Origin of the sequence: Bradyrhizobium liaoningense, from assembly GCF_018130785.1 — a bacterium.
GTDB lineage: Bacteria > Pseudomonadota > Alphaproteobacteria > Rhizobiales > Xanthobacteraceae > Bradyrhizobium > Bradyrhizobium liaoningense_A.
In genome coordinates, this window is sequence record NZ_JAFCJT010000006.1 from 204,205 (window position 1) to 230,211 (window position 26,007).

General features: G+C 65.1%; 18 protein-coding genes and 1 pseudogene. 11 read left to right on the forward strand and 8 right to left on the reverse strand.

The genetic code is table 11. The features are described 5' to 3' along the window. Positions 1 to 50: 50 nt before the first annotated feature. Both JQ627_RS16880 and JQ627_RS16885 read left to right on the forward strand, forming a co-directional pair. On the forward strand, positions 51 to 1,223 hold the full coding sequence (locus tag JQ627_RS16880; RefSeq protein ID WP_212485287.1) for an MFS transporter: 1,173 nt from the start codon (positions 51 to 53) through the stop codon (positions 1,221 to 1,223). A 378-nt stretch (positions 1,224 to 1,601) separates the two neighbouring features. Further along, positions 1,602 to 3,869, forward strand: coding sequence for a cation:proton antiporter (locus JQ627_RS16885; protein ID WP_212485288.1), 2,268 nt, complete (start codon positions 1,602 to 1,604; stop codon positions 3,867 to 3,869). Positions 3,870 to 3,925: 56 nt separating this feature from the next. Here the strand turns inward: JQ627_RS16885 and JQ627_RS16890 are convergent, their stop codons facing one another. Next, positions 3,926 to 7,084: an efflux RND transporter permease subunit gene (locus JQ627_RS16890; protein ID WP_212485289.1), complete on the reverse strand. Its 3,159-nt coding sequence runs from the start codon at positions 7,082 to 7,084 to the stop codon at positions 3,926 to 3,928. 13 nt (positions 7,085 to 7,097) lie between these two features. Further along, positions 7,098 to 8,291, reverse strand: coding sequence for an efflux RND transporter periplasmic adaptor subunit (locus JQ627_RS16895; protein WP_212485290.1), 1,194 nt, complete (start codon positions 8,289 to 8,291; stop codon positions 7,098 to 7,100). A 242-nt stretch (positions 8,292 to 8,533) separates the two neighbouring features. On the opposite strand from JQ627_RS16895, the gene JQ627_RS16900 reads away from it, so the two are divergent. Together JQ627_RS16900 and JQ627_RS16905 are read left to right on the forward strand one after the other, a co-directional pair. Continuing rightward, a complete protein-coding gene (locus JQ627_RS16900) occupies positions 8,534 to 9,325 on the forward strand; it encodes an ABC transporter substrate-binding protein (RefSeq protein WP_212485291.1) in 792 nt (263 codons plus the stop codon). A 16-nt stretch (positions 9,326 to 9,341) separates the two neighbouring features. Next, positions 9,342 to 9,668: pseudogene (locus JQ627_RS16905) on the forward strand (cytochrome-c peroxidase); the annotation flags it as partial. A gap of 85 nt (positions 9,669 to 9,753) precedes the next feature. On the opposite strand, the gene JQ627_RS16910 reads toward JQ627_RS16905, so the two are convergent. The 4 genes from JQ627_RS16910 to JQ627_RS16925 form a co-directional block, all read right to left on the reverse strand. Next, positions 9,754 to 10,737 (reverse strand): NAD-dependent epimerase/dehydratase family protein, encoded by a 984-nt coding sequence (locus JQ627_RS16910; protein ID WP_212485292.1) that lies wholly within the window; start codon positions 10,735 to 10,737, stop codon positions 9,754 to 9,756. Positions 10,738 to 10,829: 92 nt separating this feature from the next. After that, a complete protein-coding gene (locus JQ627_RS16915; protein ID WP_212485293.1) occupies positions 10,830 to 11,903 on the reverse strand; it encodes a hypothetical protein in 1,074 nt (357 codons plus the stop codon). 102 nt (positions 11,904 to 12,005) lie between these two features. Beyond that, entirely contained in the window at positions 12,006 to 13,499 is a 1,494-nt protein-coding gene (locus JQ627_RS16920) for an NAD(P)/FAD-dependent oxidoreductase (RefSeq protein WP_212485294.1), read from the reverse strand. Positions 13,500 to 13,603: 104 nt separating this feature from the next. Continuing rightward, positions 13,604 to 14,053 (reverse strand): cupin domain-containing protein, encoded by a 450-nt coding sequence (locus JQ627_RS16925; protein ID WP_212485295.1) that lies wholly within the window; start codon positions 14,051 to 14,053, stop codon positions 13,604 to 13,606. Between the two features lie 181 nt (positions 14,054 to 14,234). On the opposite strand from JQ627_RS16925, the gene JQ627_RS16930 reads away from it, so the two are divergent. Next, complete coding sequence (locus JQ627_RS16930; protein ID WP_212485296.1) at positions 14,235 to 15,260, forward strand: AraC family transcriptional regulator; 1,026 nt, start codon at positions 14,235 to 14,237, stop codon at positions 15,258 to 15,260. Positions 15,261 to 15,271: 11 nt separating this feature from the next. Here the strand turns inward: JQ627_RS16930 and JQ627_RS16935 are convergent, their stop codons facing one another. Next, positions 15,272 to 17,128, reverse strand: a complete 1,857-nt coding sequence (locus JQ627_RS16935) for an ATP-binding protein (protein WP_212485297.1) — start codon at positions 17,126 to 17,128, stop codon at positions 15,272 to 15,274. A 132-nt stretch (positions 17,129 to 17,260) separates the two neighbouring features. Then, positions 17,261 to 17,893, reverse strand: coding sequence for a cupin domain-containing protein (locus JQ627_RS16940; protein ID WP_212485298.1), 633 nt, complete (start codon positions 17,891 to 17,893; stop codon positions 17,261 to 17,263). A gap of 217 nt (positions 17,894 to 18,110) precedes the next feature. On the opposite strand from JQ627_RS16940, the gene JQ627_RS16945 reads away from it, so the two are divergent. The 6 genes from JQ627_RS16945 to JQ627_RS16970 are packed head-to-tail and all read left to right on the forward strand — an operon-like array spanning position 18,111 to position 25,838. Next, entirely contained in the window at positions 18,111 to 19,799 is a 1,689-nt protein-coding gene (locus JQ627_RS16945) for a peptide ABC transporter substrate-binding protein (protein WP_212485299.1), read from the forward strand. 27 nt (positions 19,800 to 19,826) lie between these two features. Then, positions 19,827 to 20,777, forward strand: a complete 951-nt coding sequence (locus JQ627_RS16950) for an ABC transporter permease (RefSeq protein ID WP_212485300.1) — start codon at positions 19,827 to 19,829, stop codon at positions 20,775 to 20,777. A 2-nt stretch (positions 20,778 to 20,779) separates the two neighbouring features. Continuing rightward, the gene (locus JQ627_RS16955) at positions 20,780 to 21,655 is read left to right on the forward strand and encodes an ABC transporter permease (protein WP_212485301.1); all 876 of its coding nucleotides are present in this window, start codon (positions 20,780 to 20,782) and stop codon (positions 21,653 to 21,655) included. Positions 21,656 to 21,691: 36 nt separating this feature from the next. After that, positions 21,692 to 23,020 carry an FAD-binding oxidoreductase gene (locus JQ627_RS16960; protein ID WP_212485302.1) on the forward strand — a complete coding sequence of 443 codons (1,329 nt, stop codon included), beginning with the start codon at positions 21,692 to 21,694 and terminating at the stop codon, positions 23,018 to 23,020. A 13-nt stretch (positions 23,021 to 23,033) separates the two neighbouring features. Then, a complete protein-coding gene (locus JQ627_RS16965; protein WP_212485303.1) occupies positions 23,034 to 23,960 on the forward strand; it encodes a glyoxylate/hydroxypyruvate reductase A in 927 nt (308 codons plus the stop codon). Positions 23,961 to 23,969: 9 nt separating this feature from the next. Further along, the gene (locus JQ627_RS16970; RefSeq protein ID WP_212485304.1) at positions 23,970 to 25,838 is read left to right on the forward strand and encodes an ABC transporter ATP-binding protein; all 1,869 of its coding nucleotides are present in this window, start codon (positions 23,970 to 23,972) and stop codon (positions 25,836 to 25,838) included. Positions 25,839 to 26,007: the final 169 nt, after the last annotated feature.

A 26,007-nucleotide genomic window follows, 5' to 3' on the forward strand; every position in this document is an offset into this window, starting at 1 on the left:
GTCATGCCCTTGACATATAACTCATTTCGGAGCAGGAGAGGATTCGGGAAATGAACAGCCCCAGCCGGGTGATCAGTTTCGTCAACGCAGGCCATTTCATCGACCATTATTCGATGCTGATTTTCGCCGCCGCCGTGATCATCATGGGGCCGGCGCTCGGCATGGCCTATTCGGAACTTCTGCCTTACGCGACGCCGGGCTTCGTCGCCTTCGGCGCAGGCTCGCTGCTCACCGGCTGGTTGGGGGATCGCTGGAGCCGCCGCCACATGATGCTGATCTTCTTCGTCGGCATCGGTGCTTCCATGATCTCGGTCGGCTTCGTGCAGACCCCGGCACAGCTCGGCGCGGCGCTGTTCGCGATCGGCATTTTTGCCTCGATCTATCACCCCGTCGGCACCGCGATGATTGTGTCCTATGCCGACCGGCTCGGCCGCGAGATGGGGATCAACGGCGTCTGGGGCAATCTCGGCGTTGCTTCGTCTGCGCTGGTCACCGGCGTGATCGGCCAGTATCTCGGCTGGCGTTCTGCCTTCATCGTGCCCGGCGTCGTCACCATCATGATCGGCATCGCCTTTGCGATGATGGTCGTGCACGAGGATCGCAAGGGCTCGAAGCAGGCGGCGGCGCAGGCGCGCGTGGCGAAGAAAGACATGTGGCGCGTGATCCTGTCGCTGCTGATCGTCGTGATCGCGATCTCGACGACCTTCAATGCCGTGACCGTCGCGCTGCCAAAGCTGTTCGCGGAACGGCTTGCCGACCTGACGAAGAGCCCGGCGCTGCTCGGCGTCATCGCCGCCTGCGTCTACGTGTTCGGCGCGATGACCCAGTACACGATCGGCCGGCTGCTCGACCGCTATTCGCTGAAGACGGTGGCACTGCCGCTGTCCTTCATGCTGGCGCCGTTCCTCTATCTCGCCGCGAGCCTGAACAATCTGCCGCTGATCCTGGTCTCGATCGGCATCGTCATGGGTGCGTTCGGGCAGGTCACGGTGAATGATGCCATGGTCGGCAAATACACCAGCGAGGAATGGCGCTCGCGCGCCTATGCGGTGCGCTATTTCATCGGCTTCACCGCCGCGGGCGCCTCCGTCGGCCTGGTCGCCTGGCTCTACGAGCAGGGCGGCTTCGTCACCATGCTGCACGCCTTCGCCGCGCTCTGCCTGCTGGCGATCGCGGCCGCCATCATCCTGCCGCGCGAGATCAGGACGCCACAGGCGGCCTGAGGGGAGTGAGGCGGGCGCCTTGTGCCGCACCGTCATTGCGAGCGTAGCGAAGCAATCCAGGCCGTCTCCGCGGAGGGACTCTGGATTGCATCGCTGCGCTCGCGATGACGGAGACTGGCAATGATTGGGGATGAGCAGGCGCTTCGCCTAGCGCCCGCCCATGATGCCATTCTGCCGGTGTTTTGCCCGACGTGTCAAACATCAGCACGGTAAAAAAACCCAACGTCCTCAAGCCCGTTCTACTGTGCATGGGGTTGTTTTCGCACTTTTTGTTTTCGTCCCCTTAACCCGCCGCGAGAGTCGGGAACCCGCTCCGTCTCCCGCGGGTTCTATTCCTGTTGCCCCTGTCGGGGTGAATGAAGGGGAAAAGACACCTGCATGCAGTGGAGCCTGCTCCGACCGGTCGGCCTTGTCCCCGCGGCGCTTGTCCTCACCACCATTGCGGCCTGCGCTGAGGCCGGCAAATCGGCCGGTCCCTCGGAATTTCTTCTGGTGGCGCAGATCGTGCTGCTGATCGCCGTCGGCCGTGGCCTCGGCGAGATCATGCAGCGGATCGGCCAGCCCTCGGTGATCGGTGAGCTGCTCGCCGGCATCCTGCTGGGACCGTCGCTGTTCGGCTGGATCTGGCCGGAGGCGCAGCACGCGATCTTTCCGAAAACACCCGAGCAGAAGGCGATGATCGACGGCATCGCCCAGTTTGGCATCCTGCTGCTGTTGCTCCTGACCGGGATGGAGACCGATCTCAAGCTGGTCAGGAAGGTCGGCAAGGCCGCAATCGCGATCTCGATCGCCGGCATCCTCGTGCCTTTCGCCTGCGGCTTTGCGCTTGGCGAGTTCCTGCCTGATGCACTCCTGCCGAATCCGCAACAACGCCTCGTGGCCTCGCTGTTCATGGGCACGGCACTGTCGATCTCCTCGGTGAAGATCGTCGCCGTGGTCGTGCGCGAGATGAATTTCATGCGCCGCAATGTCGGCCAGATCATCGTCGCCACCGCCGTCATCGACGATACCATCGGCTGGATCATCATCGCGGTCATCTTCAGCCTGGCCTCGCATGGTACGCTGGACATCGCCTCGGTGGCGAAAGCCGTGCTCGGCACGCTCGCCTTCCTCGCCATCAGCTTCACCATCGGCCGCCGGCTGGTGTTTCAACTCATCCGCTGGGCCAACGACAATCTCGTCAGCGCGGCGGCGGTCATCACCGTCATTCTGCTGCTGATGTGCGTCATGGCGCTGATCACGCATCTGATCGGCGTCCACACCGTGCTCGGCGCTTTCGTCGCCGGCATCCTGGTCGGCGAATCCCCGATCCTGACGCGGCAGATCGACGAGCGCCTGCGCGGCCTGATCTCGAGCGTCTTCATGCCGGTGTTCTTCGGCCTTGCCGGCCTCAGCGCCGATCTCTCGGTGCTTCGCGATCCCAATCTCCTGATGCTCACCGGCCTGCTGGTCGTGATCGCCAGCGTCGGCAAGTTCGGCGGGGCTTTTGTCGGCGGCACCCTGGGCGGCCTGAACACGCGGGAGTCGCTTGCGCTCGCGAGCGGGATGAACGCGCGCGGCTCGACCGAGGTGATCATCGCGACCATCGGCCTCTCCATCGGCGTGCTCAGCCAGAACCTGTTCACGATGATCGTGACCATGGCGATCGTGACCACGATGGCGATGCCGCCGATGCTGCGCGCGGCGCTGGCGAAGCTGCCGATGAACAAGGAGGAGAAGGAGCGGCTGGAGCGGGAACAATTCGAGAAGCGCGGCTTCGTCGCCAATCTCGAACGTCCCCTGCTGGCCGTGGACGAGAGCGTCAACGCGACCTTCGCCGCGCATGTCGCCGGCCTGATCGCCGGCATGCGCGGCTTGCCGATCACCGTGCTGCACATCGGCAAGCGCGCCGGCGAGCGGGAGAAGGCCCGCGACGGGGAGGCGAGCCACGAAGCCGTCGTGAAGAAGGCCGCCGAAACCGTGTCCGCCCACGGCGAGGGCGATGCCGGCAGCGTCGACGTCGTCACCCGGGCGAGGCGCGCGGAGCTCGGTCAGACGATCGCCGAGGAAGCGCGGAAGGGCTTTGACCTGCTCGTCGTCGGCGTCGACAAGGTTGTCGCGACCAAGGACCGTTTCGATCGCAGGATCGAGGACATCGTCGCTGAATTTGAGGGGCCGCTCGCGATCGTCGCGGCCAAGGGCAAGCATCTGAAGCAGCCGATGCCCGACGCGCTCAACATCCTCGTTCCGGTCTCCGGCAGCGGCGTCTCCAAGCGCGGCGCCGAAGTCGCTGTGGCGCTGGCGCAGGCCGGATCAGGCTCGCTCCGGGTAATCTATGTCGCGACGACGCGCGACAGGGGCGCGCAGCGCGGCGCGTCGCGCGGCCTGAGCCAGGAGACGGGCATCCTCAAGGATGCCAGCGACCTGGCCGCCCGCTACGACCTCGACATCACGACAACACTGCGCGTGAACCGGGCGCCGGAAGCGGCGATCCTGCGCGAGATCGACACCACCGATATCGATCTCGTGGTCATGGGCGTCGATCGCATCCAGGGCGACCATTTCTCCTTCGGCGGCGTCGCCGATGCCGTGCTGCGGCAGTCGAAGGTCTCGGTGCTGCTGGTGTCGAGCGGCGAGGCGCGGCAGGTGCCAGCGGACAAGACGTAGAGGACGGTATGCACTCCGTCATTGCGCTCGCAATGACGATCATGGATGTTCGGCTCCTAAGGTTTCATCTCCGTCACCGGTTGTGCCTTCGGCGCCTTCTTCGACGCACGCCAGTTCTCAAACCGCTGCACCACCACGAAGAAGGCCGGCACGAACAGCACCGCAAGGCAGGTCGAGGCCAGCATGCCCGAGAACACGGTGATGCCGATCGACTTGCGCGCGCTGGCGCCGGCGCCGGTCGCGAGCACCAGGGGCACCACGCCGAGGATGAAGGCGAACGACGTCATCAGGATCGGGCGGAAGCGGGCGCGCGCCGCCTCGATCGCGGATTCCAGCACCGGCTTGCCGTCGCGGTTGTGCAGCTCGAGCCCGACCTCGACGATCAGGATGGCGTTCTTGGCCGACAGCGCGATCAGCAGGATCAGGCCGATCTGGCAATAGAGGTTGTTGTCGATCTTGAGGCCGTTGAGGACCAGCATGGGTCCGATCAGCGACAGCGGCACCGCGAGGATCACCGAGATCGGCGCGTACCAGCTCTCATACTGGCCGGCGAGCACGAGATAGACCAGCAGCATGGCAAGGCCGAACACCCAGTAGATCTGGTTCGAGACCGCCTTCTCCTGATAGGACATCGCGGTCCATTCATAGCCCGTGCCCGGTGGCAGCGTCTTGTCCGCGATCTCCTCCATCAGCTGCAGCGACTGACCGGACGAGTAACCCTGCGCCGGCAGGCCGATGATGGTCGAGGAGGGATAGAGGTTGTAGAGGCTGATCAGCGATGGCCCCGTGGCCGGCGTGATCGTGGCGACGGTGCCGATCGGGATCATGTCGCCGTTCGAGTTGCGCACCTGCATGTTGGCGATGTCGCGCTCGGTGACACGGAACGACGGATCGGCCTGGGTGTAGACCTGGAACACGCGGCCGAACTTGTTGAACTGGTTGACGTAGGACGAGCCGAGATAGGTCGAGAGCGCCGCGAACACCTGATCGGTGGTGACGTGCAGCGTCTGGGTCTTGATGCGGTCGATCTCGACGTTGAATTGCGGCACCGACGAGCGGAACGAGGACTGCACGCGCTGCAGCGCGCTCTGGCTCTGGCCGTTGGAGACCATCGCCCCGGTGATCGCCTGGAGCTTTGCGAAATCGCTGTTGCCGTCGCGCAGCTCGACCTGCATCGAGAAGCCGGCGGCGTTGCCGATGCCCTGGATCGGCGGCGGCGGCAGCACGATCGTGCGCGCCTCCATGATGGTTGCGAGCTTGTCGTTGAGCCCGTAGACCAATGAGCGCAGGTCCTCGCCGGGTCCTTTGCGCGCCCCCCAGTCCTTCAGGATGATGTAGGCGACGCCGGCATTGGCAAGGCTGGCGCTGTTGTCGAGCGCGGAGATGCCGGCGATGGTGATGACCTGCTGGACTCCAGGCGTGTCCTTGATCAGCTCGCTCGCTCTGTCGAGCACTGTCTGGGTCCGCTCCAGCGCGGCGCCGTCGGGCAGTTGCACGGCGGCGATCAGATAACCCTGGTCCTCGATCGGCAGGAAGCCGGTCGGCACCCGCGACAGGCCGTAGCCGCCGATTCCGATCAGCACGAGCGCGAACGCGACCGAGGCCGTCGCGTGCCCGACCAGGAAGGTGATCAACCGCGTGTAGCCGCGCTCGACCCGGTTATAGACCGCGTTGAAGCCGCGGTAGAAGAAATTGCGCTGCTCCGGCGGCACCGTCGGCCGCAGCCAGAGCGCGCATTGCGTCGGCTTCAGCGTCGCCGCGTTGATCGCGGACAAAAGCGCGGTCGCCGCGATCACCAGCGCGAATTGCGAATAGATGCGTCCCGTGAGGCCCGCGAGGAACGAGGCGGGCAGGAACACCGAGATCAGCACCAGGGTGATGCCGACGATCGGCGCGAACAGCTGGTCCATCGCCCTGATCGCGGCGTCGTGGCCGTTCATGCCCTGCTCGATGTTGTGAGCCGCGCCTTCCACCACGACGATGGCATCGTCGACGACGATGCCGATCGCGAGCACGATCGCGAACAGCGTCGACATGTTGATGGTGAAGCCGAGCGCCGCCATCGCGGCGAACGCGCCGATGATGGTGACGGGCACGGTCGTCGCCGGCACCAGCATCGCGCGCCAGTCCTGCAGGAACACCAGGATCACGACCAGCACCAGAAGGCCGGCCTCGATCAGCGTCATGTAGACCTCGTGTACCGAAGCCTCGACGAATTTGGTGGTGTCGAACGGCGTATCGTACTTGATCCCTTCGGGAAATCGCTTGGCGAGCTCCGTCATCTTCTTCTCGACGGCCTGCTCGACCTGGAGCGCGTTGGCGCCGGGCGACTGGAACACGCCGATGCCGGTGGCGGGCTGCTTGTTGAGCGAGAAGATCTGGCTGTAGGTCTGCGCCCCGAGTTCAACCCAGCCGACGTCGCGCACGCGCGTGACGTCGCCGCTGGTGCCGGTCTTGACGATGATGTTCTCGAACTGGGTGGTGTCGTCGAGCCTTCCATTGACGTTGAGCGTGTACTGGAACGCCTGTCCCGGCGGGGTCGGCGGCGCGCCGACCTGGCCGGCGGAGACCTGCTGGCTCTGCTGCTGGATTGCGTTGATGACGTCCTGCGGCACCAGGTCACGGACTTGCAGCTTGTTCGGATCGAGCCACACCCGCATCGAATACTGGCCGGCGCCGAACACGGTGACGTTGCCGACGCCGGGCAGGCGCGAGAGCTCGTCGCGGATGTTGATGGTGGCGTAGTTGCTCAAATACAGGCTGTCAAATCTCGCGTCGGGCGAGGTCAGCGTCACGAACAGCAGGATCGAGGTCGACCGCTTCTGCACGGTGACGCCCTGGTTCTGCACCGAGCTCGGCAATTGCGACAGCGCGCTGGAGACGCGGTTCTGCACCAGCACCTGCGCGAAGTTGAGGTCGGTGCCGATCTTGAAGGTCACGGTCAGCGTGTAAGTGCCGTCGGAGCCGCTGTAGGACTGCATGTAGAGCATGTCCTCGACGCCGTTGACCTGCTGTTCTATCGGCAAGGCAACCGTGTCGATCACGGTCTTGGCGCTGGCGCCGGGATAGCGCGTGGTGACTTGCACCGTCGGCGGCACCACGTCGGGATATTGCGCGATCGCGAGGTTGAACAGCGCGACGCCGCCGATCAGGATCATCAGGAGCGCGATGACGTTCGAGAGGACCGGCCGCTCGATGAAGAATTTTGAGATCATGGCTGGCGACCCCTCACTTGGCAGACGCCTGCGGCTGTTCGATCTTCGTCACTTGCGGGTCGATCTTCTGGCCTGGAATCACCCGCAGCAGCCCTGCGATGACCACGCGGTCATCAGGCTTCAGGCCGCTCTCGATCACGCGTAGGCCGTTGTCGACCTGGCCGATCTGCACCTTGCGCTGCTCGACAATGTTGTCGCTATTGACCACCAGGAGATAGCGGCCGCCCTGGTCGCTGCCGAGCGCGGTGTCGGGCACGAGGAGGGCGCTCTTGTCCTGGTCGAAGGGCACCCGGACCCGGACGAAATAGCCGGGCAGCAGCGCCCGCTTGTCATTGGGCAAGACGCCGCGCACCGCGAGCGTGCCCGTCGATGTATTGAGGGTCGGCGAGATGTAGTCGAGGTGGCCTTCATGCGGATAGCCGGTCTCGGTCTGGAGGCCCACATGGACCGGCAACTGTCTGAGGTCGGCCACGGTCAGCCCGCGGCGGATCGCTTCGGCGCGGATGCGCAGGACGTCCTGCTCATTGACCGTGAAGTTCACCCAGATCGGGTCGAGCGCGACGATGGTTGCGAGCTGGGTCGGGGAGGAGACGCCGACGAGCTCGCCGACCGAGACCAGGTGCGCGCTGACAATGCCGTCGAACGGCGCGCTCACCTTGGTGTAGCCGTAATTGACCTCGGCAAGCCTGGTATTGACCTGGGCCTGCTGGAGACTGGCCTGGGCGTTGTCGCGGTTCGACGTCGAGGTGTCGAGCGTGGACTGCGAGACCGCCTGGCGCTGCACCAGCTCGACCTGGCGCTTGAAATCGGCTTCGGCCTGCTTGAGCGTGGCCTGCGCGCCGACCTCGGCCGCCTGCGCCTGCTCGAGCTTGAGCTTGTAGGTCTCCGGCTCGATTAAGAAAAGCTGGGTGCCCTGCTTGACGAAGCTGCCGTCCTGATAGTCGATCGATTGCAGGAAGCCCTGCACGCGCGCCACCAGATCGACGCTCTTGACCGGCGCGGTGGTGCCGGTGGCTTCGACGTAGCGCGTCACGGCCCGCTGCACCGGCGTGGCGACGTCCACCTTGGCCGGCGGCGGTGCCACGAACGTGTTCTTGTCCTCGCAACCGGTGAGCACGGCAACGGCCGCCGCGGCGGCCAGCGCCCGCCCGATATGTCTCCACGCTCCATTGCGCCGTGCGGGAGATGCGGGATTCGCTGAGGTCATTCGGTGGCCCCCGATTGCTGTCTGTTGGTGCGGCAGGCTAGCAACAAATGTCCTGCCGTGGAACACCATAGCCATGGCAGTCACCGGCCTTGCACTGCAAACGGCGCTGTGGCCTTTGACAGATTTGCCATGGCAAACGCTTTTCATCGGGTGCACGATCGACCAGAATTGTGTCAAAGGCCGAGTGACGGAAACGAAGCGGTCGGGAAGCAGAGAAGAAGAAAAGGTGAGGAGAACATGACATGCCCACGTCCCTCCGGTCGGCCCTTGCCGGCCTCGTTTTCGCAGCGGCAGTCGCCATGCCCGCGCTAGCCGATGGTCTGAAGGACGAGATCGCGCCGACCGGCAAGCTGCGGGTCGCGATCGCGATCAGCCCGGCGGGCGGCGCGTTCTGGTCGACCAAGACGGAAACCGGTTATGCCGGCGTGCCGGTCGATCTCGGCAAGGAGATGGCCGCGCAGCTCGGCGTCCCCGTCGAATATGTCGTGCACCAGAATTCCGGGCAGATCACCGACGCGGCGTCGAAGGGAACCTGGGACGTCACCTGGCTGCCGAAGGATCCCGAGCGCGAGACGAAGATGATGTTCGGCCCGATCTACGAGGTCGCCGACGCCACCTACATCGTCAAGCCCGGCTCGAACGTCACCAACTTTGCCACGCTCGACCAGGTGGGCATCAAGGTCGCGGCCGTCAACGCCACCACCACCATGCGCGGCGCCATTGCCCATTTGAAGAATGCGAAGGTCACGGGCTATCAGACATACGATGAAATATTCGCGCTTCTGAAAAGCGGCGAGATCGATGCCTTCGCGCTGTCACGCGACCAGCTCAACAAGATGGCGCAGAAGATTCCGGGTACAAGGGTGCTTGACGAGACCTTCAAGAAGACCGTCACCGCTGTCGCCGTTCCGCTCGGCAACAGCCGGGCATTGGCCTTCGTCACCGAGTTCATGACGGAAGCGACGACGAACGGCGCGCTGCGCAAGGCCTATGACAACAATGGCCTGAAGGATTCGCCGATCCGGACGGAATAGCGCTGTGGGGTCTTGATATTGCGGCATGTTCCTGACACCGACGCTGCGCAACGCGGCGACGCGTCACGCCTTCTTCCACAATGGCGTCTTCAGCGCCCTCCAGCAGGTGATGGACTTTTATAACTTCCGCGATACCAATCCGGAAAAAGTGTTTCCGCGCGCCGCTGACGGCACGGTGCTGAAGTACGACGACCTGCCGCCAAAATATCACGCCAATGTGGATGTCACCGATCCGCCCTTCGATCGCCACCCCGGTGACAAGCCGGCGATGACCGAGCAGGACGAGGCCGATATCATCGCGTTCCTGAAAACGCTGACCGACGGCTACAAGGTGGAGAACTAAAGCGCGATGAGATTTAGATGAATCGTCATCGCGCTTTAGGTTGTTGTTTGCGCATGATCTTTCCGGAAAACCTCCGGATCATGCTTTAGCTCGCCTTGCCTGCATGCCACGCGGCGAGCACGGCCTTCTCCTCATCCTCTGTCAGTCCGACGACAGGTCCGTTGCTGGCGCGGAGCCAGGCGCGCGTATCGCGCGCGGTGACCGCTGGCGGTCGCGAGGTCAGCCCGGCCTCGCGCGCCGGCGAGGTGTCGCGCGTCATGAAGCCGGCGAAGTCGGGCAGGGGCAGCCACATCGGCAGCGACCGTGGGCCGGCCCAGCGCCGGACGTCGTGCGCTTCAAGGAAGGTGCGATCGATCCAGGTGAATTTGCAGGACGGGTTCAGCGCGGACGCGCACTCGGCCAGAACTTCGCCGCGCGTGCGAACCGGTCCGATCCCGTCATAGATGCCCTTAAGGCCAATCTCTGCCGCATGCACGATCCATTGCGCGAGATCGCGCACGTCGATGAACTGAACGGCGTCATCGGGCGATCCCGGTGCCAGCACCTCGCCGCCGCGCACCAGCCGCGCCGGCCAGTAGGCAAAGCGTCCTGTCGGATCCTCCGGACCGACGATCAGGCCGGCCCGACAGATGAAGGCGTCGCCGCCGACCGCCTGTTCGCAGGCGACCTTGGCGGCGCCATAGATGGCGTCGGTGCTGTGCTCGATATCCGCCGTGACGGGCTCGCGGAGCGATGCCGTATTGGCGCGCTGCCCGGGCGTGCGATTGTCCGCATAGACGCTGACGGTCGAGATGAAGCTCCAGTGCACGCCCGGTCGCTTCAGCGCCGCCACCGCGCGGCGGACCTGACCGGCATGACGCGAGACATCGACCACGGCATCGAACGTCCCGCCCGCAAGCGGCGCAAGCCCGTCGACGCTGTCGCGGTCGATCAACACGAAGCGGGCGCCCGCTGCGATCGGTCCCGCGAGGCCGCGGGCCGCGCAGGTCACGTCGTGCCCGGCCGCGCAGGCATGGGTGGCGATCGCGCGCCCGAGAAACTGGCTGCCGCCGAGGATTAGCAGGCGCATGAGATGGCCGATGACATCGTGGCGCGTCCTTCCCGATGACGAGGGAGTGGGAGGGAGCCTACGACGTCCAGTTGCAGTTGCAAGCCGCTTCCTCAGCGCGGCCTGATCTCCGCATATTTCGCCATGGCCCGTTCGAACTTGCGGTTGAACAGCCACATCGCAGCGAGGATCTCGCGGAAGCTGGCCGAGGTCCGCGCCCGGTCGGCCTGTCCGAACGCGAAGATGCTGTTGTTGCGCAGGTGCTTCATGATCGTTGGACTGGACACCCTGTAGTTCAGGACATCGCCTGACTTGAGCGCGGACCGCGTCGGGGTCGGCACGATCTGGATCAGCTCGAACAGCTTCATCTGGTCGATCGGATCGGGAAGCGTCTTCACGATTCCCGGAATCTCCCGGAAGACCTCCGCATGCGCGTTCATCAGGCCGTCGCGCACGTTGGTCCAGTGGTTGAAGCGGTGATCGGTGCCGCGGGCCCGCGCTTCTTCCCTGTCGTCGCGCGCGCTCAGTTCGGGATCTGCCGCCGCGATCTCGGATTTGATGGCCTCCCACTTCCTGCGGCCGTTGCGGTCCTCGGACGGGCCGGTCTGGAAGCTGCCCATGTAGGTGTTCGAGCGCCCGTTGCGGACATTCTGCTTGCCATTGGTCTCGGCGAAGAACAGCCCGAGGCTGATCCGGCCCGCGGCTTCGGCGTGAGCCGGTGCTAGCCCCTTGGCGCGCGCGATCGCTGCGGCGAGATCGACGACGTCCTTGAACGGCGTCGCCGAGTTCTGCGCATTGGCCGGCGGCGCCTCCATGATGTCGAACAACTTTCCGTATTCGTCGACCAGCGGCTCGATGTCGGCGTCGAAATAGGCCGGAGGTATCTCGAACTTGTTGGGCCGGCCGATCCGCGACGGCACGGCGTCGGTGAGATCCTTGTAAGCACTGATGACGGCGACACGTGCCAGATAGAGCGCCTGTCCCGGCAGGTTCGGCAGCGGCTCCTTCGCCTCGATCTGTCGGCGCCGCTCGGCAAGGATGGATTTGAAATCGCCGAGCGCGCGATCGTAGGTGGCGAGCGCCTCCGATTGCTTTGCGTTGAGCGTTTGTGCCTGGCTGACCGTGAACGTCGTGAGGATCAGCCCAAGCACCGCCAGGGCTATGGCGGCGTAACATCGTCGTCCCATGGCGGGTTCCCATGTGCCGGAGATTCGTCGGTCACGGGATCGTAAACATCAAACGCGCGGACTGGCGAGTTGCAAATCACGCTCGATCCGGGTTCTCCGACCTTACGTTGTGGCCCGGTACTCCGGCGCCGTCGCCAGGAATTTCGCATAGGCATCCGCATCCGGCGGCTGGAAATGTCCGGCGAGTCCGCCGCGCTTCTGGTTCTTGGCGCCGATATCGGCCATGAGCTCGTCGAAATGGCGGTAGTGATAGGGCGCGACGCAGAGGCCGCCATAGACGCCGGCAGCCGGCCGCTCGACGCGCCTGAAGTGCAGCATCATCTCGATGTTGTTGCGCATCGCTTGCGCCGTCGGCTGGTTCGCGAGCTGGCCGTCGGCGTAGCGCACCAGCCAGTTGGCGGCGAGGTCGGCGCAAAGCACGGTGCAGAACGACGAGTTGAAGCCGACGAAGCCGAGGTCGGGCAGGTCGGGGTTGGCGATCAGGCGATAGAGCCGGTACTGTCCGTCCGCATCGACCAGCCTGGCCTGGTAGGCGTCCGGCAGGAAGGGCACGCCGAGCTTGTAGCCGATCGCGAGCACGGCGACGTCTGCCGCGACGCGCTCGCCGCCGCTCATCACGATGCTCTCGCCTTCATAGTGATCGAAGCTGCCGAACACCGCCTTGATGCGGCCGTCGGCGACCATCGGGTAGAAATCCGGCGTTGCGATCGGCACTGAGCAGTTGACGCCGTCCTCGATCCGCTCCTTCGGCACCATCTTGCACTGGTTCAGCTTGAGCTGCGCCTTCAACAGGCTCTCCAGTCCGCGCCAGTTCGCCCAGATCAGCGGCGCGGCGATGCGGAGCGCGAGCCGCGCCATAGAGCTCGCGCCCCAGCCTGGAAACATCTCCTCCTGCGCGCGGATGTAGAGGATGCGCTTGAAGTTCACCAGCCCGCCGATGAAATAGGGGATGCGCCAGACCGGCTCGCGCATCACGATGGTGACCTCGCGCGCGCCCGACTTCACCGCGTTCACCGCGATGTCGGTCGCGGACTTCGACCCGCCGAGCACGACGACGCGCCGCCCTTTCGCGAGCGTCGGATCGCTGTATCTCGACGAGTGCAGGATCTGCCCGCCCTGCGCGAGAAAGCCGTCTTCGCCGCGGCAATGCAGCTCGCGCGGCTCGTTGAACTGCCCGGTGCAGATCGCGACGAAATCGAAATCCTCGTTCGTCGCCGCGCCGTCCTTGTCGGATAGCGCGAGCGTCCAGCCCGGTTTGCCATTGGCACGGCGCTCCATGCCGGCGACGGCGGTGTTGAGGCGCAGCATGTGGTCGAGGCCGAAGCTTTTCGCATAGTCGCAGAGATAGGCATGGACCTGCGGCCCGGTCGGCCATTCCGGGTAAGCTTCCGGCATCGCGCGATCGGTGTAGCGGTAGAGATCTTTCGGGCTCTGGGTTTGCACGTCCGGATAGGAGCGCGCTGGCTCCCAGACGCCGCCGAGATCGGCGCTGCGTTCGACAATGGTGACGCGGTGGCCGCGGCTGGAAAACGCCTTTGCGGCGGCGAGGCCGGAGACGCCGGCGCCGATCACGCAGACATGCTTGGGGCTGACCATGGGTTGCTCGCAATGAATGTGTTTCGCGTGCAAGCGGCCTCGTTCGGCCGCAGGGCGCGGCCGTCGGGCCTGCAAGCAGGTGGTGGAGACGAGGAGGCGGCTGCCTACTCGTTGGCCTCGGGCGGCAGAAAGTCGACCTCGTGCAGCGCCGAGATGCGCACGACCTCAGCCGGGTCGGTCAGATTGTGGAGCTGGTCGAACAGCGCCTCCAGCTTCTGCATCGGCGAGACCCAGAACAGCGCGCGGCACGGCTTGTCGGACTTGTTGAAATAGCCATGCGGGATGCCGCGCGGCATGCGCACGAGATCCCCGGCATGGGCCTTGACCCATTGGCCGTCGAGCTTGAGGTCGAGCGTGCCTTCCTGCACCAGGATGAACTCGTCCTGGGTCGGATGGATGTGCACCGGCACGAACTGGCCGGGATCGCTGTTGGTCTCGAACGCGAAGGTGGAGTCGGTGACGGCCTTGGGAAAATAGACCTGACCCAGGATGTTCCAGGTCTTGCCGCCATAGCCCGTGCCGTTTGCGGTAATGCCCTTTTCGAGTGCAGTCATGCTCGCCTCCTCATGAATCCGGCGACAGAGCTTCCGCCAGCAACCCGCCGCCTGTCTATCCGCTAAACGAATCCGGACCTCGCTGTTGCCCTGCAGCACGATTTTGCAGGCGTCGCCCTTTTCGGGTTGGGGGAGCTATTATAGGCTTAAAGCAATTCCGTGACGCGAAGCGTGGTCGACGATGTCCGCAGCCGTGCAGGAAATGAACGCAAGGGCGTCCCAGGCCGAGCGGCTTGCGGACTTCGCCCGCGTCACCACGGATGACGTCGACGAGGCGGCCGAGCAGATCGGACGTATCTTCTGCCCGCACGATCTCAAGCCGGTACGGCCGCGCGGGCCCGGCTTCTCCGCCCGGCACAATTGCGCGGCGTTCGACGGCTTTTCCATCAATTATGTCGCCTATGGCGGGTCGGTGAGTATCGATCCCGGCTGCCTCGAGCGCTTCTTCCTGGTGCAGGTCCCGCTCACCGGCACTGCCCGCATTCGTGCCGGAGTCAGCGAAATCGACGCCGCGCCGGGCCGGACGGCGTCGCTGCTGTCGCCGACCATCCCGACCCGGATGATGTGGAGCGACTGTGCGCAAGCGATCCTGCTGCTCGACCGTCGCATGGTCGAGCAACGCGCTGCGTCGCTGTCGGGCAGGGCGGCCGGCAAAGTCGAGTTCGATGCCGCGATCGACCTGGACGCACCGGCGGGGCAGTCGTTGCGGACCAGCCTTGCCGAGCTGATGCTGCTCGCCGAGCGTCTCGGGCCGTCCGGCAGGCTTTCATCGGTCGCGATGGCCGATTGGCGCGAGGTGCTGCTCGATCATCTCCTCAACGGCCAGCGGCATGACCTGTCGGAAGCCATCAGGAGGTTCTCGGGGCAAGCCGAGCGTCTGCCGCGTGCGCTCCGCGCCGCGCGGGACCATCTTGCGGAAAATGCCGGTGAGCCGCTCGACCTCGCGCAGCTCGCCTGCGCGTCCGGGATCGGCGTCCGCGCGCTCCAGCTCGGCTTCCGCCGCCACTTCGGTGTATCGATCTCGGAGATGCTGCTCGACATGCGCCTCGCTGGTCTGCACGCCCGGCTCGCGCAGGCTTCGCCGGATGTCTCCATCACCGAGATCGCCTTCGATCTCGGCTTCACCCATCTCGGCCGCATGGCTGGTGCCTACCGTGAAAAGTTCGGCGAGACGCCGTCGGCAACGCTGCGGCGACGGTTGAGCTAGGCGGAAGACATCTATTCTCTCGACCGCGTCGTGCCGTTGTCTTCAGACCCCTGCCTGCGCAAAAAGCCCTCGACATCCGCCTGCACCGAATAGGGCGTCGGGATCGGATCGCCCGCGGCATCGACCGCGGTGTCGAGAGAGCGGCGCAGCATCCGCGCCAGCTCGGCCTTGCGGTAGGGTTTTGCCAGAAGCGGCGCGCCCATGGTGGCGTGTCCCGGCCCATGCGGGGCGTCGTAGGCATAGCCCGACGTGAACAGCACCCGTAACGAAGGCCGCGCGGCCACCATCTCGTCGGCGAGCTCGCGTCCATTCAAGGCGCCGGCCATCACGATATCGGTGAACAGCAGATCGAACGGCGTGCCCTGGGCCACGATGGCGAGCGCGTCGGCCGCGTTGACGGCGGGGATGACCTTGTAGCCGAGGCTTTCGAGCTGGACCGTGACATATTGGCGGACGTCGCGATCGTCCTCGACGCAAAGGATGGTTTCCGTCCCGCCCACGATCTTGCGTTCGTCGTAACCCGTCGGCCGAAGCGTACTGGTCTCGGCCTTCGGCAGGTAGATCGTGAAAATCGTGCCGCGGCCTTCTTCGGAAGTGACCTTGATGCCGCCGCCGGACTGCTTGACGAAACCGAACACCATGCTGAGACCGAGCCCGGTGCCCTTGCCGACCTCCTTGGTCGAGAAGAACGGATCGAAGATGCGTTCGAGAATGGCTTGCGGAATACCCGCGCCGGTGTCGGCGATCTCGATCTCGACATAGTCGCCGGCATAGCCGGCGCCCACGGCCACGGCCTCGCGCACGCCGAACACCACGTTGCGCGTCGTCAGCGCGAGCTTGCCGCCGTCCAGCATCGCGTCGCGGGCGTTGATCGCGAGATTGAGCAGCGCCGAGCTCAGCTGGCCGCGGTCGGCGAAAGCCAGCCAGACGTTGCGGTCGAGCCTGGTTGCGATCTCGATCTTCTTGTCGAAGGTCGCCAGCAGCAGCTTTGCGACCTCTTCGAGCAGTTCGTTGACGTCGATCTCGGCCGGCTGGAGCGCCTGCTTGCGGGCAAAGGACAACAGGCTCGACGTCAGCGCGGCGCCGCGATCAGCCGCTTCGCTGATCAGCTTGGTGATGGTCGCAAGCGGCGGGTTGTCCTTCACGGCGTCGGCGAGGATCTCGATCGTGCCCGTGATCACGGTGAGCATGTTGTTGAATTCGTGTGCGATGCCGCCGGTGAGCTGGCCGACCGCTTCCATCTTCTGCGCCTGGATCAGCTGCTCCTCGGCGGCGCGCTTCTGGGTAACGTCCTTGACGAAGTTGTTGATGACGGTGCGTCCGCCGAGCTGGAGCGTGGTGCTCGACGCTTCGATCAGGATCTGGTCACCGTTCCGGTGCAGCAGGGTCGCCTCGAACCGGATCCCGATCGGCGTATTCGACAGCTCGGGCAAAAGCCGCATCATGCGTTGCCTGAAACCGTCGCGGAGCGGCTCGGCGATGAGGAGGTTGACGACGTCGGCGCCGAGCGCCTCCTTGCGCGTCCATCCGGTCAGGGCTTCGGCCTGAACACTCCACTCCAGGACGATGCCGTTCGCATCGGTCTGAACGAAGGCGTCGAGCGCGGTCTTGATGATGGCCTGGGTCATCTGTGCGCTGGCTTGCGCCTGCTCGGCCAGTTGCGCGGCGGCGCGTTTTTCCTGCATCGTTTCGATCGCGCGCGTGCACAGACGCGCGAGCAGTACCACAACGAGGCCGCTTGCCAGCAAAGCGACGATCTGAGCAAAGCCGAACCCGGTTCCGGTCACGGCATAGGAGGCGAGGAGGGCCGCGGCGGTCACGATGACCTGCGCGGCCATCGCGAGTGTCAGAAGCGGCCTGAGTTTCATGGTCTCACACCAACGACGTCAATCGCGGAGCCTCGTGTCCGTTCTGTAGCTTGCTCCGGCTCCACGTGAGCTACAGACTCCGTGCGCCCGCGTCGAGGGGCAATTTCCGGATGTGTGATAGCTTTCCTCTCTTCAACCTGCCGGCGAATCGGTCTGGCGCAGCGTCGTGACCCAGATCACACGCGCAGCCTGCTGGGTCGGGTTGTCGAACATGTGCGGCACGACGCTTGGAAAACGGAAACTGTCGCCGGCCTCGAGCAGATGAGCCTGGTGGTCGAGCCACAGCCGCAGGCTGCCGGACAGGATGTAACCGGCCTTCTCGCCGGTGTGCTGCAAGAAGTCGGTGCCGGACGAGGCGCCGGGGTTGAGCGTCAGCTCATAGAGTTCGAGCTGGCCATTGTCTGCCGGCGTCAGCGCTTCCTTGACGACGCCGCTGGCAGTGAGCCGCAGCAGGCGCCGGCTGTTCTTGCGCACGATGTAGCGCTGCACGTCGGCGGGATCGCTGGTCTCGAAGAAGTAGGAGATGGGAACGTCGAGCGCGATGCTGAGCAGGCGGAGCGTGCGGATCGACGGCATGGCGCGCGCGCGTTCGAGCTGGCTGATCATGCCGTTGGAGAGCCCGGTCTTGTTGGCGACGTCCTGGATCGAGAGGCCGGCGCGCTGACGCAGCAGCCGCACGGTTTCGCCGAGCCGCTGGTCGACCGCATCGTCGGCCTCGATCGCCGGGGCGTCCTTCGGACCGTTCGTCTCGCTGCGACCATCCATGTCGCTCTCCCATGCATCATCTCAGCCCCGGACCGCATCGGACCTGAGCTTCAGTCGGAGTGAAAAGGTCGCGCATCCTAGCAATGTGATTGACAGCTGTATTTAGTCATGATGAAATTTTGACTGAAAAATTTAGAAGCACTAAAGCCCACTCCTGTCCCTTTGCCGGGGTCTCGGGGCGCGGGAGAGGTGCCGCGTGCGGGAACGGAGACTGGTCATGGCAGATGACACCGGCAAGTTCGGCGTGGGCGGACTGCATGTTGGCATTCCGAATCGCCGACAATTCTTCCAGCTCGGCGCGGGCGCCGCGGCGGGATGGACCCTTGCAGGCAACGCGTTCGCGCAAACGGAACGCCCGACCAATCCGCCGGACAAGCCGCGCGGGCAGGTGATCGCGGCGCTGTCGCAGGAGCCGACCGTCTTCCATCCGTTGATGCCGGGGATCGAGGTCGACCAGGGCATCTGGTGGCAGGTGTTCTCGCCGCTGTGGTTCATCGAACCCGACGGCAAGTTCGTCCCTGATCTCGCGCGCGAAGTCCCGACCGTCGAGAATGGCGGCCTGTCGGCCGATGGCCTGACCTGGAAGATCAAGCTGCGCAGCGACGTGAAATGGCACGACGGCACGCCGTTCACGGCCGAGGACGTCAAGTTCTCGCTTGAGCTGATCAACAATCCCGATTTCCGCGTCCGCAACCGCGTTGGCCACAACCTCGTCAAGGACATCAAGGTCGTCGCGCCCGACGAGATCCACTGGCGGATGGAGGCTCCCTATTCGCCCTACATGTCGATCCTGTCGCTCACCTTCATCGTGCCGAAGCACATCCTGGAGAAGCTGTCGGATCCGAACGCCTCGCCGTTCCACAATGCGCCTGTCGGCACCGGGCCGTTCCGCTGGGGCGAGCGCGTGCCCGGCGACCACATTCAATTGAATGCCCACGTCGGCTATCACGGCAAGGGACCTTACGTCGAACGCGTGGTCTTCAAATACATTCCTGATCTCACCGTGCTCTACACCCAGTTCCGCACGGGGCAGGTCGACTACACCGGCCTGCAAGGCATCTTGCCGAACTTCGTGCAGGAGGCGAAGACGCTGAAGGGGCGAAAGATCTTCGTCTCGGCGACGTCCTCGGTGGAACACGTCGCGCCCAACCTGGAATTCGGGCCCTTTGCCGATCGCACGGTGCGTGAGGCGCTTTACCTTGCCATCAACAAGCAGGCGATCATCGATGCGCTGAACTACGGCCTGCCGACGCAGACTGAAAGCTTTGTGCCGCAACAGGCGTGGTCGTTCCAGCAGGGCCTGCCGCAGCACAAATACGATCCAGCCAAGGCCAACGCGCTGCTCGACGCGGCCGGGTGGACGCGCGGCTCCGGCGGCATTCGCGAGAAGGGTGGGGTCAAGCTCGAATTCACCAACTCGACGACGTCAGGCAATGCGGTGCGCGAACAGACCCAGCAGCTCCTGATCCAGGACTGGCGCGCGATCGGCGCGGCGATGCGCGTCAACAACATGCCCGCCGCCGTGATCTGGGGCGATTTCTGGCAGCAGTCGAAATTCAATTCGGTGCTGGTGTCCGTGAACTTCATGCTCGGCAGCGACCCTGACGTCACGCCGCGCTTCGGCTCCGGTGCGATTCCCGCCAAGGGCGGCCGCGGCTACAACACCTACCAGTACAACAGCGCCGAGGCCGATCGCCTGCTCGCCGAAGGCGCCAAACAGTTCGATCTCGCCCAGCGCAAGACGACCTATGGCGATCTGCAAAAGCTGATCCGCAACGACCTCGCCATCCTGCCGCTGTTCCAGGGTTTTATCGCCGAGGGCGTGAAGGAAGGGCTGCAAGGCTTCCGCCCCAACATCAACACCTCGATCAATTGCTGGAACATCCGCGAATGGTACTGGGCCTGATGCCTCAGGCTCGCTGGATCGCCTGAGATGGCCCGTTACGTCGTCAACCGTCTGGCGCAGGCGGTCATGCTGCTGGTGATCGTCTCCGCGATCGGCTTCGCCCTGCTGCATCTGGCGCCCGGCGGCCCGCTGTCGCAATTCGCGGCCTCCGCGCAGATGACGCAGGAGGATCTCGACCGCGTCACCAGGCAGCTCGGCCTCGATCGTCCGCTGCCGATCCAGTATCTCGACTGGTTCGGCCGCATGTTGAAGGGCGACTGGGGCAAGTCCTATCGCGACGGCGAAGCGGTGCTGTCGGTGATCTCCTCGCATCTCGGCGCGACGCTGGAGCTGATGACGACGGCGACCATCATCGCAGTGCTGCTCGGCGGTTGGATCGGCATACTCGGCGCGCTCCGGCGATACTCGCTGTTCGACTCGCTCGCCACCGTCGGCGCCATGATCGCGCTGTCGATCCCGACCTTCTGGTTCGGCCTCGTCGCCATCTACGTATTCTCCGTCAAGCTCGGCTGGCTGCCGGCCGGCAACCGCCAGACCATCGGCGACGGCTCCTTCCTCGACCTGCTGCATCATCTGATCGCACCGGCGCTGGTGCTGGCGCTGGTCGAGACCGCGATGTGGGGCCGCTTCATGCGCTCCTCCATGCTCGAGGTGATCAGCCAGGATTACATCCGCACCGCGCGCGCCAAGGGCATGCCGGAATGGCGCATTCTCACGGTGCACGCGCTGCGCAACGCGCTGCTGCCGATGATCACGGTGGCCGGCCTCCAGTTTCCGACGCTGCTCGGCGGTGCGCTGGTCGCCGAGACGGTGTTCACCTGGCCCGGCATGGGCCGGCTGTTCCTGGATTCCATCGGCTACCGCGACTATCCCGTGGTGATGGGCATCCTGATGTTCTCGGCGACGATGGTGTTGATCGGCTCGCTGCTCGCCGACATCCTCTATGCCGTCGTCGATCCGCGCATCCGGGTGGGCTAGGGATGACGGCTGCGACTCTCTCGACCGTTCAGCTCGCGCCCGGCCAGGCCGCATGGCGGCGCTTTCGCCGGCACCGGCTTGCGCTCGCCGGTGCTGTCATCATTCTGGTGCTCGTCCTCGGTTCGGCGTTCGGTCCTTATCTGCTGCCGTTCGACGACACCTATATCGACATCATGAAGCGGTTCGCGCCGCCTCTGTCCGGCGCACACATCCTCGGCACCGACGAGCTCGGCCGCGACGTGCTGGCGCGACTGATGATGGGCGGGCGCGTCTCGCTTTCGATCGGCATCGTCGCGATGGTGATCGCGATGGCGGTCGGTGTCGTCGTCGGTGCTTTCGCTGGCTTCTATGGCGGCGTGGTCGGCGCGGTGCTGATGCGGCTGGTCGATGCCGTGCTGTGTTTTCCGACCATCTTCCTGCTGCTCGCGCTCGCTGCGCTCACCGAGCCCGGTCTCGTCACCACCACCATCCTGATCGCGGCCACCGCGTGGATGGCCGTGGCCCGCGTCGTCGAAGCCCAGGTGCGCTCGCTGCGGGAGCGCGAGTTCGCGGTCGCCGCGCTCGCCTTCGGCTCGTCGAACCTGCGGATCATGTTCCGCGAGCTCGTGCCCAACGCGATCGCGCCGATCGTGGTGGCCGCGACGCTGAACGTCGCCAAGGCGATCCTGCTCGAATCCTATGTCAGCTATCTCGGCTACGGCATCCAGCCGCCGGCTGCGAGCTGGGGCAACATGCTCAACAACGCGCAGATCTATCTCACCAGCGCGCCGTGGCTTGCGATCGCGCCGGGCGTCGCCATCACGCTGGCAGTCACGAGCTTCAACTTCCTCGGCGATGGCCTGCGCGACGCGCTCGATCCGCGCCTGAACATCCCATGACAAGATCTCGATCGAACTGACCTCCAGGAGTGTCCCATGTCCCCGCCGCTCACCCGTATAAACAGCGACGAACGCCTGCCGGCGCAGGCGGATGTCGTCGTCATCGGCGGCGGTGTGATCGGCGTCTCGGCGGCCTATCATCTCGCGAAGAAGGGCCTCTCGGTTGCCCTCGTCGAGAAAGGCCATGTCGGCGGCGAGCAGTCGAGCCGCAATTGGGGCTGGTGCCGCCAGCAGGGCCGCGCCCGTGAGGAGATCCCGCTGGCCCGCGAAGCGCTGCGGCTGTGGGAGGATATGCAGAACGACGCAGGTGTTGATGCCGGCTTCCGCCGCACCGGCGTGCTGTTCCTGACCAAAAGCAAGGACGAGCTGGCCAGTTGGGAGCGATGGGCCGCAACTGCGCGCGAGATGCAGGTCCACTCGACCGTCCTGACGCCGGCGGAAGTCGCCGAGCGCCTGCCCGGCAATTCCGAGAAATGGGTCGGCGGCCTGCACACGCCGAGCGACGGGCGCGCCGAGCCGTCGATGGCCGTGCCCGCGCTGGGCACCGCTGCACGCAAGCACGGCGTCACCATCCATCAGGGCTGCGCTGCACGCGGGCTGGAGACGACCGGCGGACGAGTCAGCGCCGTCGTCACCGAGAAGGGCACCATTCGCACCCAGTCCGTGCTGCTGTCGGGCGGAGCGTGGTCGTCGCTGTTCTGCCGCCGTCACGGCATCGAGCTGCCGATCGGCCTCGTCAACGCCACCGCATGCCGAACCACGCCGGGACCGGAGATCACATCCGGCGCCCTCGGCACCGACTTCTACTGCATCCGCCGCCGCCTCGACGGCGGCTTTACACTCGCACTGCGCAACCGGGGCACGGTCGAGCTGTCGCCAGACCTGTTTCGCTACGCGCGCACCTTCTGGCCGACCTATCTGCATCGCAAGAACGGGCTGAAATTGTCATTCGGCAAGTCGTTCTTCGACCAGATCGTGCGCGGCACGAGCTGGAGTTTTGACAAGCCATCGCCGTTCGAGACCGAGCGCGTGCGCGATCCCGAACCGGACATGTCGCTGGTCAATGCGGCGCTCGCTTCGCTGATCAAGTCGAACCCCGAATTGAAGGATATCGAGATCGCGGAAGCCTGGGGCGGCACGATCGACTGCACGCCCGACACGATCCCAGTGATCTCGCCGGTGGACGCGCTGCCGGGCTTCTTCCTCGCGACCGGCTTCTCCGGTCATGGATTTGGCATCGGGCCTGCCGCAGGCAAGCTCGCCGCCGACATCGTCACCGGCGCGACGCCGCTGGTCGATCCGGTGGCCTACAGCCACAAACGCATGATCGACGGCCGGCGGCTCGCGCCGGTCAGCCCGTTCTGAGAGCTGTGGCGGCATGAGCGTTCTCTACAAGGCCAACATGGTGCGCGGTGCGGAGTGGGTGCGCTTCTTCGCGGAACGCGCGCCCGATGTGCCGTTCCGGCTCTGGCCCGACATCGGTAACCCCGCGGACGTGCGCTATCTCGTGGCCTGGGTGCCGCCTGACGACATCGCGACGACCTTCCCCAATCTTGAGCTGGTCTTCTCGGTTGGCGCTGGCGTCGATCAGTTCGATACCACCAAGGTCCCGGCGCACATTCCGCTGGTCCGTATGCTCGAGCCCGGCATCGCCGAAACCATGGTGGAATACGTCACCATGGCTGTGCTTGGCCTGCATCGCGATCTCCTGCACTTCATCAATCAGCAGAAGGAGCAGGTCTGGCGCGAGATCCGGATCACGCCGGCCAAGCGTCGGCGCGTCGGCGTGATGGGGCTCGGCCAGCTCGGCCAGGCCGTGCTCGATCGCCTCAGGGCGTTCGGCTTTCCGTTGCTCGGCTGGAATCGTTCGCCGCGCGAGATCGAGGGCGCTACCTGCTATGCGGGCGCTGACGCCTTGCCGGAGTTTCTGGCGCAGGCCGACATTCTCGTCTGCCTGCTGCCGTTGACCGAGGAGACCCGCGGCATTCTCAACGCCGATTTGTTCGCGCGCCTGCCGCGTGGTGCGGGGCTCGTCAATGTCGGGCGCGGCCCGCATCTCGTCGAGTCCGACTTCCTCGCCGCACTCGACAGCGGCGCGCTGTCGGGCGCCGTGCTCGACGTCGCTGAGCCCGAACCGCTCCCGGCGGGCCATCCGTTCTGGAGCGATCCGCGCATTCTGCTGACGCCGCACAATGCCAGCATGACGACGCCGGATACGGCTGTCGATTTCGTGCTCGACGTCATCGCACGCCACCGCCGCGGCGAAGAGCTGCCGGGCCGTGTCGATCGCAGTCGTGGTTATTAGAGTAATCGCATGAGCATCGGCGCGAACACGTCTAACCAAGTCGTTGCCGAAGCGCAGGCGCCTGTGCTTTCGGTCGCGAGCCTCACCACGTCGTTCATGCGCGAGCGGCAATGGATTCCCGTCGTCCGTGACGTGTCGTTCGATATTGCTCCCAAAGAGACCGTGGCGATCGTCGGCGAGTCCGGTTCGGGCAAGAGCGTCACCGCGCTCTCGATCATGCGGCTGATCCCGAAGGAGAGCGGGCGCATCGAGGGGCGCGTCACGCTGGCCGGGCGCGATCTGCTGACGCTGCCCGAAAACGGCATGAAGGATGTCCGCGGCAACGACGTCGCCATGATCTTCCAGGAACCGATGACGAGCCTCAATCCGGTGCTCACCATCGGTTTCCAGATCGCCGAGGCGCTGATCCTGCATCGCGGCCTGCCGCGCGCAGCGGCGGAGGCCGAGACCATCCGCCTGCTCGATCGGGTCCGCATTCCCGCGGCAAAATCGCGCTTCCACGAGCATCCGCATCGTTTCTCCGGCGGCATGCGCCAGCGCGTGATGATCGCGATGGCGCTCGCCTGCAAGCCGAAGCTGTTGATCGCGGACGAGCCGACCACCGCGCTCGATGTCACCATCCAGGCCCAGATCCTGGAGCTGCTGAAGGAGCTTCAGCAGGAGGAGGGGATGTCGATCCTCTTCATCACCCACGACATGGGCGTGGTCGCCGAGATCTCGGACCGCACCGTGGTGATGTATGACGGCCAGGCGGTGGAGGCCGACAATACCTCGCGCATCTTCGCAGCACCCTCGCATCCCTACACGAGCGCGCTGCTCGCGGCCGTGCCGCGCCTCGGCTCCATGGATGGACGCGTGCGGCCGATGCGGTTTCCGATCGTCGACAAGGTGTCGGGGACCTCGGACGAGCCGGCGGAGACGCCCGATACGGTCTCGACCGCCGAACGGCCGCTGCTCGAAGTCTCCAACCTCACCACGCGCTTTCCGATCCGCTCGGGCTTGTTCGGAAAAGTCTCGGGCCGGGTCCACGCGGTCGAGAACATCTCCTTCACCTTGCGCGCCGGCGAGACGCTGGCGCTGGTCGGCGAATCCGGTTGCGGCAAGTCGACCACCGGCCGCTCCATCCTCAAGCTGACGGAGCCGGACAGCGGCACCGTCCTGATCGACGGTCAGGATGTGCTCGCCATGAGCGGCCACACCTTGCGCGACTTCCGCAAGCAGATGCAGATCGTGTTCCAGGATCCGTTCGCGAGCCTCAACCCACGCATGTCGGTGGGCACGGCGATTGCCGCGCCGCTGCTCGCAAACGGGCTCGCCACGGCGTCGCAGGCGCGCGACAAGGTCGTCGACCTCCTCGTGCGCGTCGGCCTGACCGCCGACATGGCTGCGCGTTTCCCGCACGAATTCTCCGGCGGCCAGCGCCAGCGCATCTGCATTGCGCGTGCGCTCGCGCTCGGGCCGAAGCTGATCGTTGCGGACGAAGCGGTCTCTGCGCTCGACGTCTCGGTCAAGGCGCAGGTCGTCAACCTGATGCTCGACCTCCAGGCCAGCATGGGCCTTGCCTATCTCTTCATTTCCCACGACATCGCGGTGGTCGAGCGCATGAGCCATCGCGTCGCGGTGATGTATCTCGGCGAGATCGTCGAGACCGGCCCGCGCGCCGCCGTGTTCGGCGATCCGCAGCATCCCTACACGAAGAAACTGATGGCCGCCGTGCCCGTGCCCGATCCATCGCGTCGGGGCAGACGGCGCGAGGCCTCCAACGACGAGATCAGAAGCCCGGTGCGCGCGCCGGATTATCAGCCGCCGGTCCGGCAATATCGCGAGGTGTCGCCCGGCCACGTCGTCCAGATCTGGGGCGAGGAGTGGTCTGCTTGACGCGAGCAAGCCGGCTGCGAATTCTTTCAAGAACGCACGATGAAATCGCGCGGTGACTTGCCCATCAGGTTAATGGTGTTGTCCTTGGCGATGCCGGGCCTCTGAAATCGCAATGAATTCACCTCGCCGCGATCGGTGCGGCAGCCTGTCACAACACTTCATGTTGATG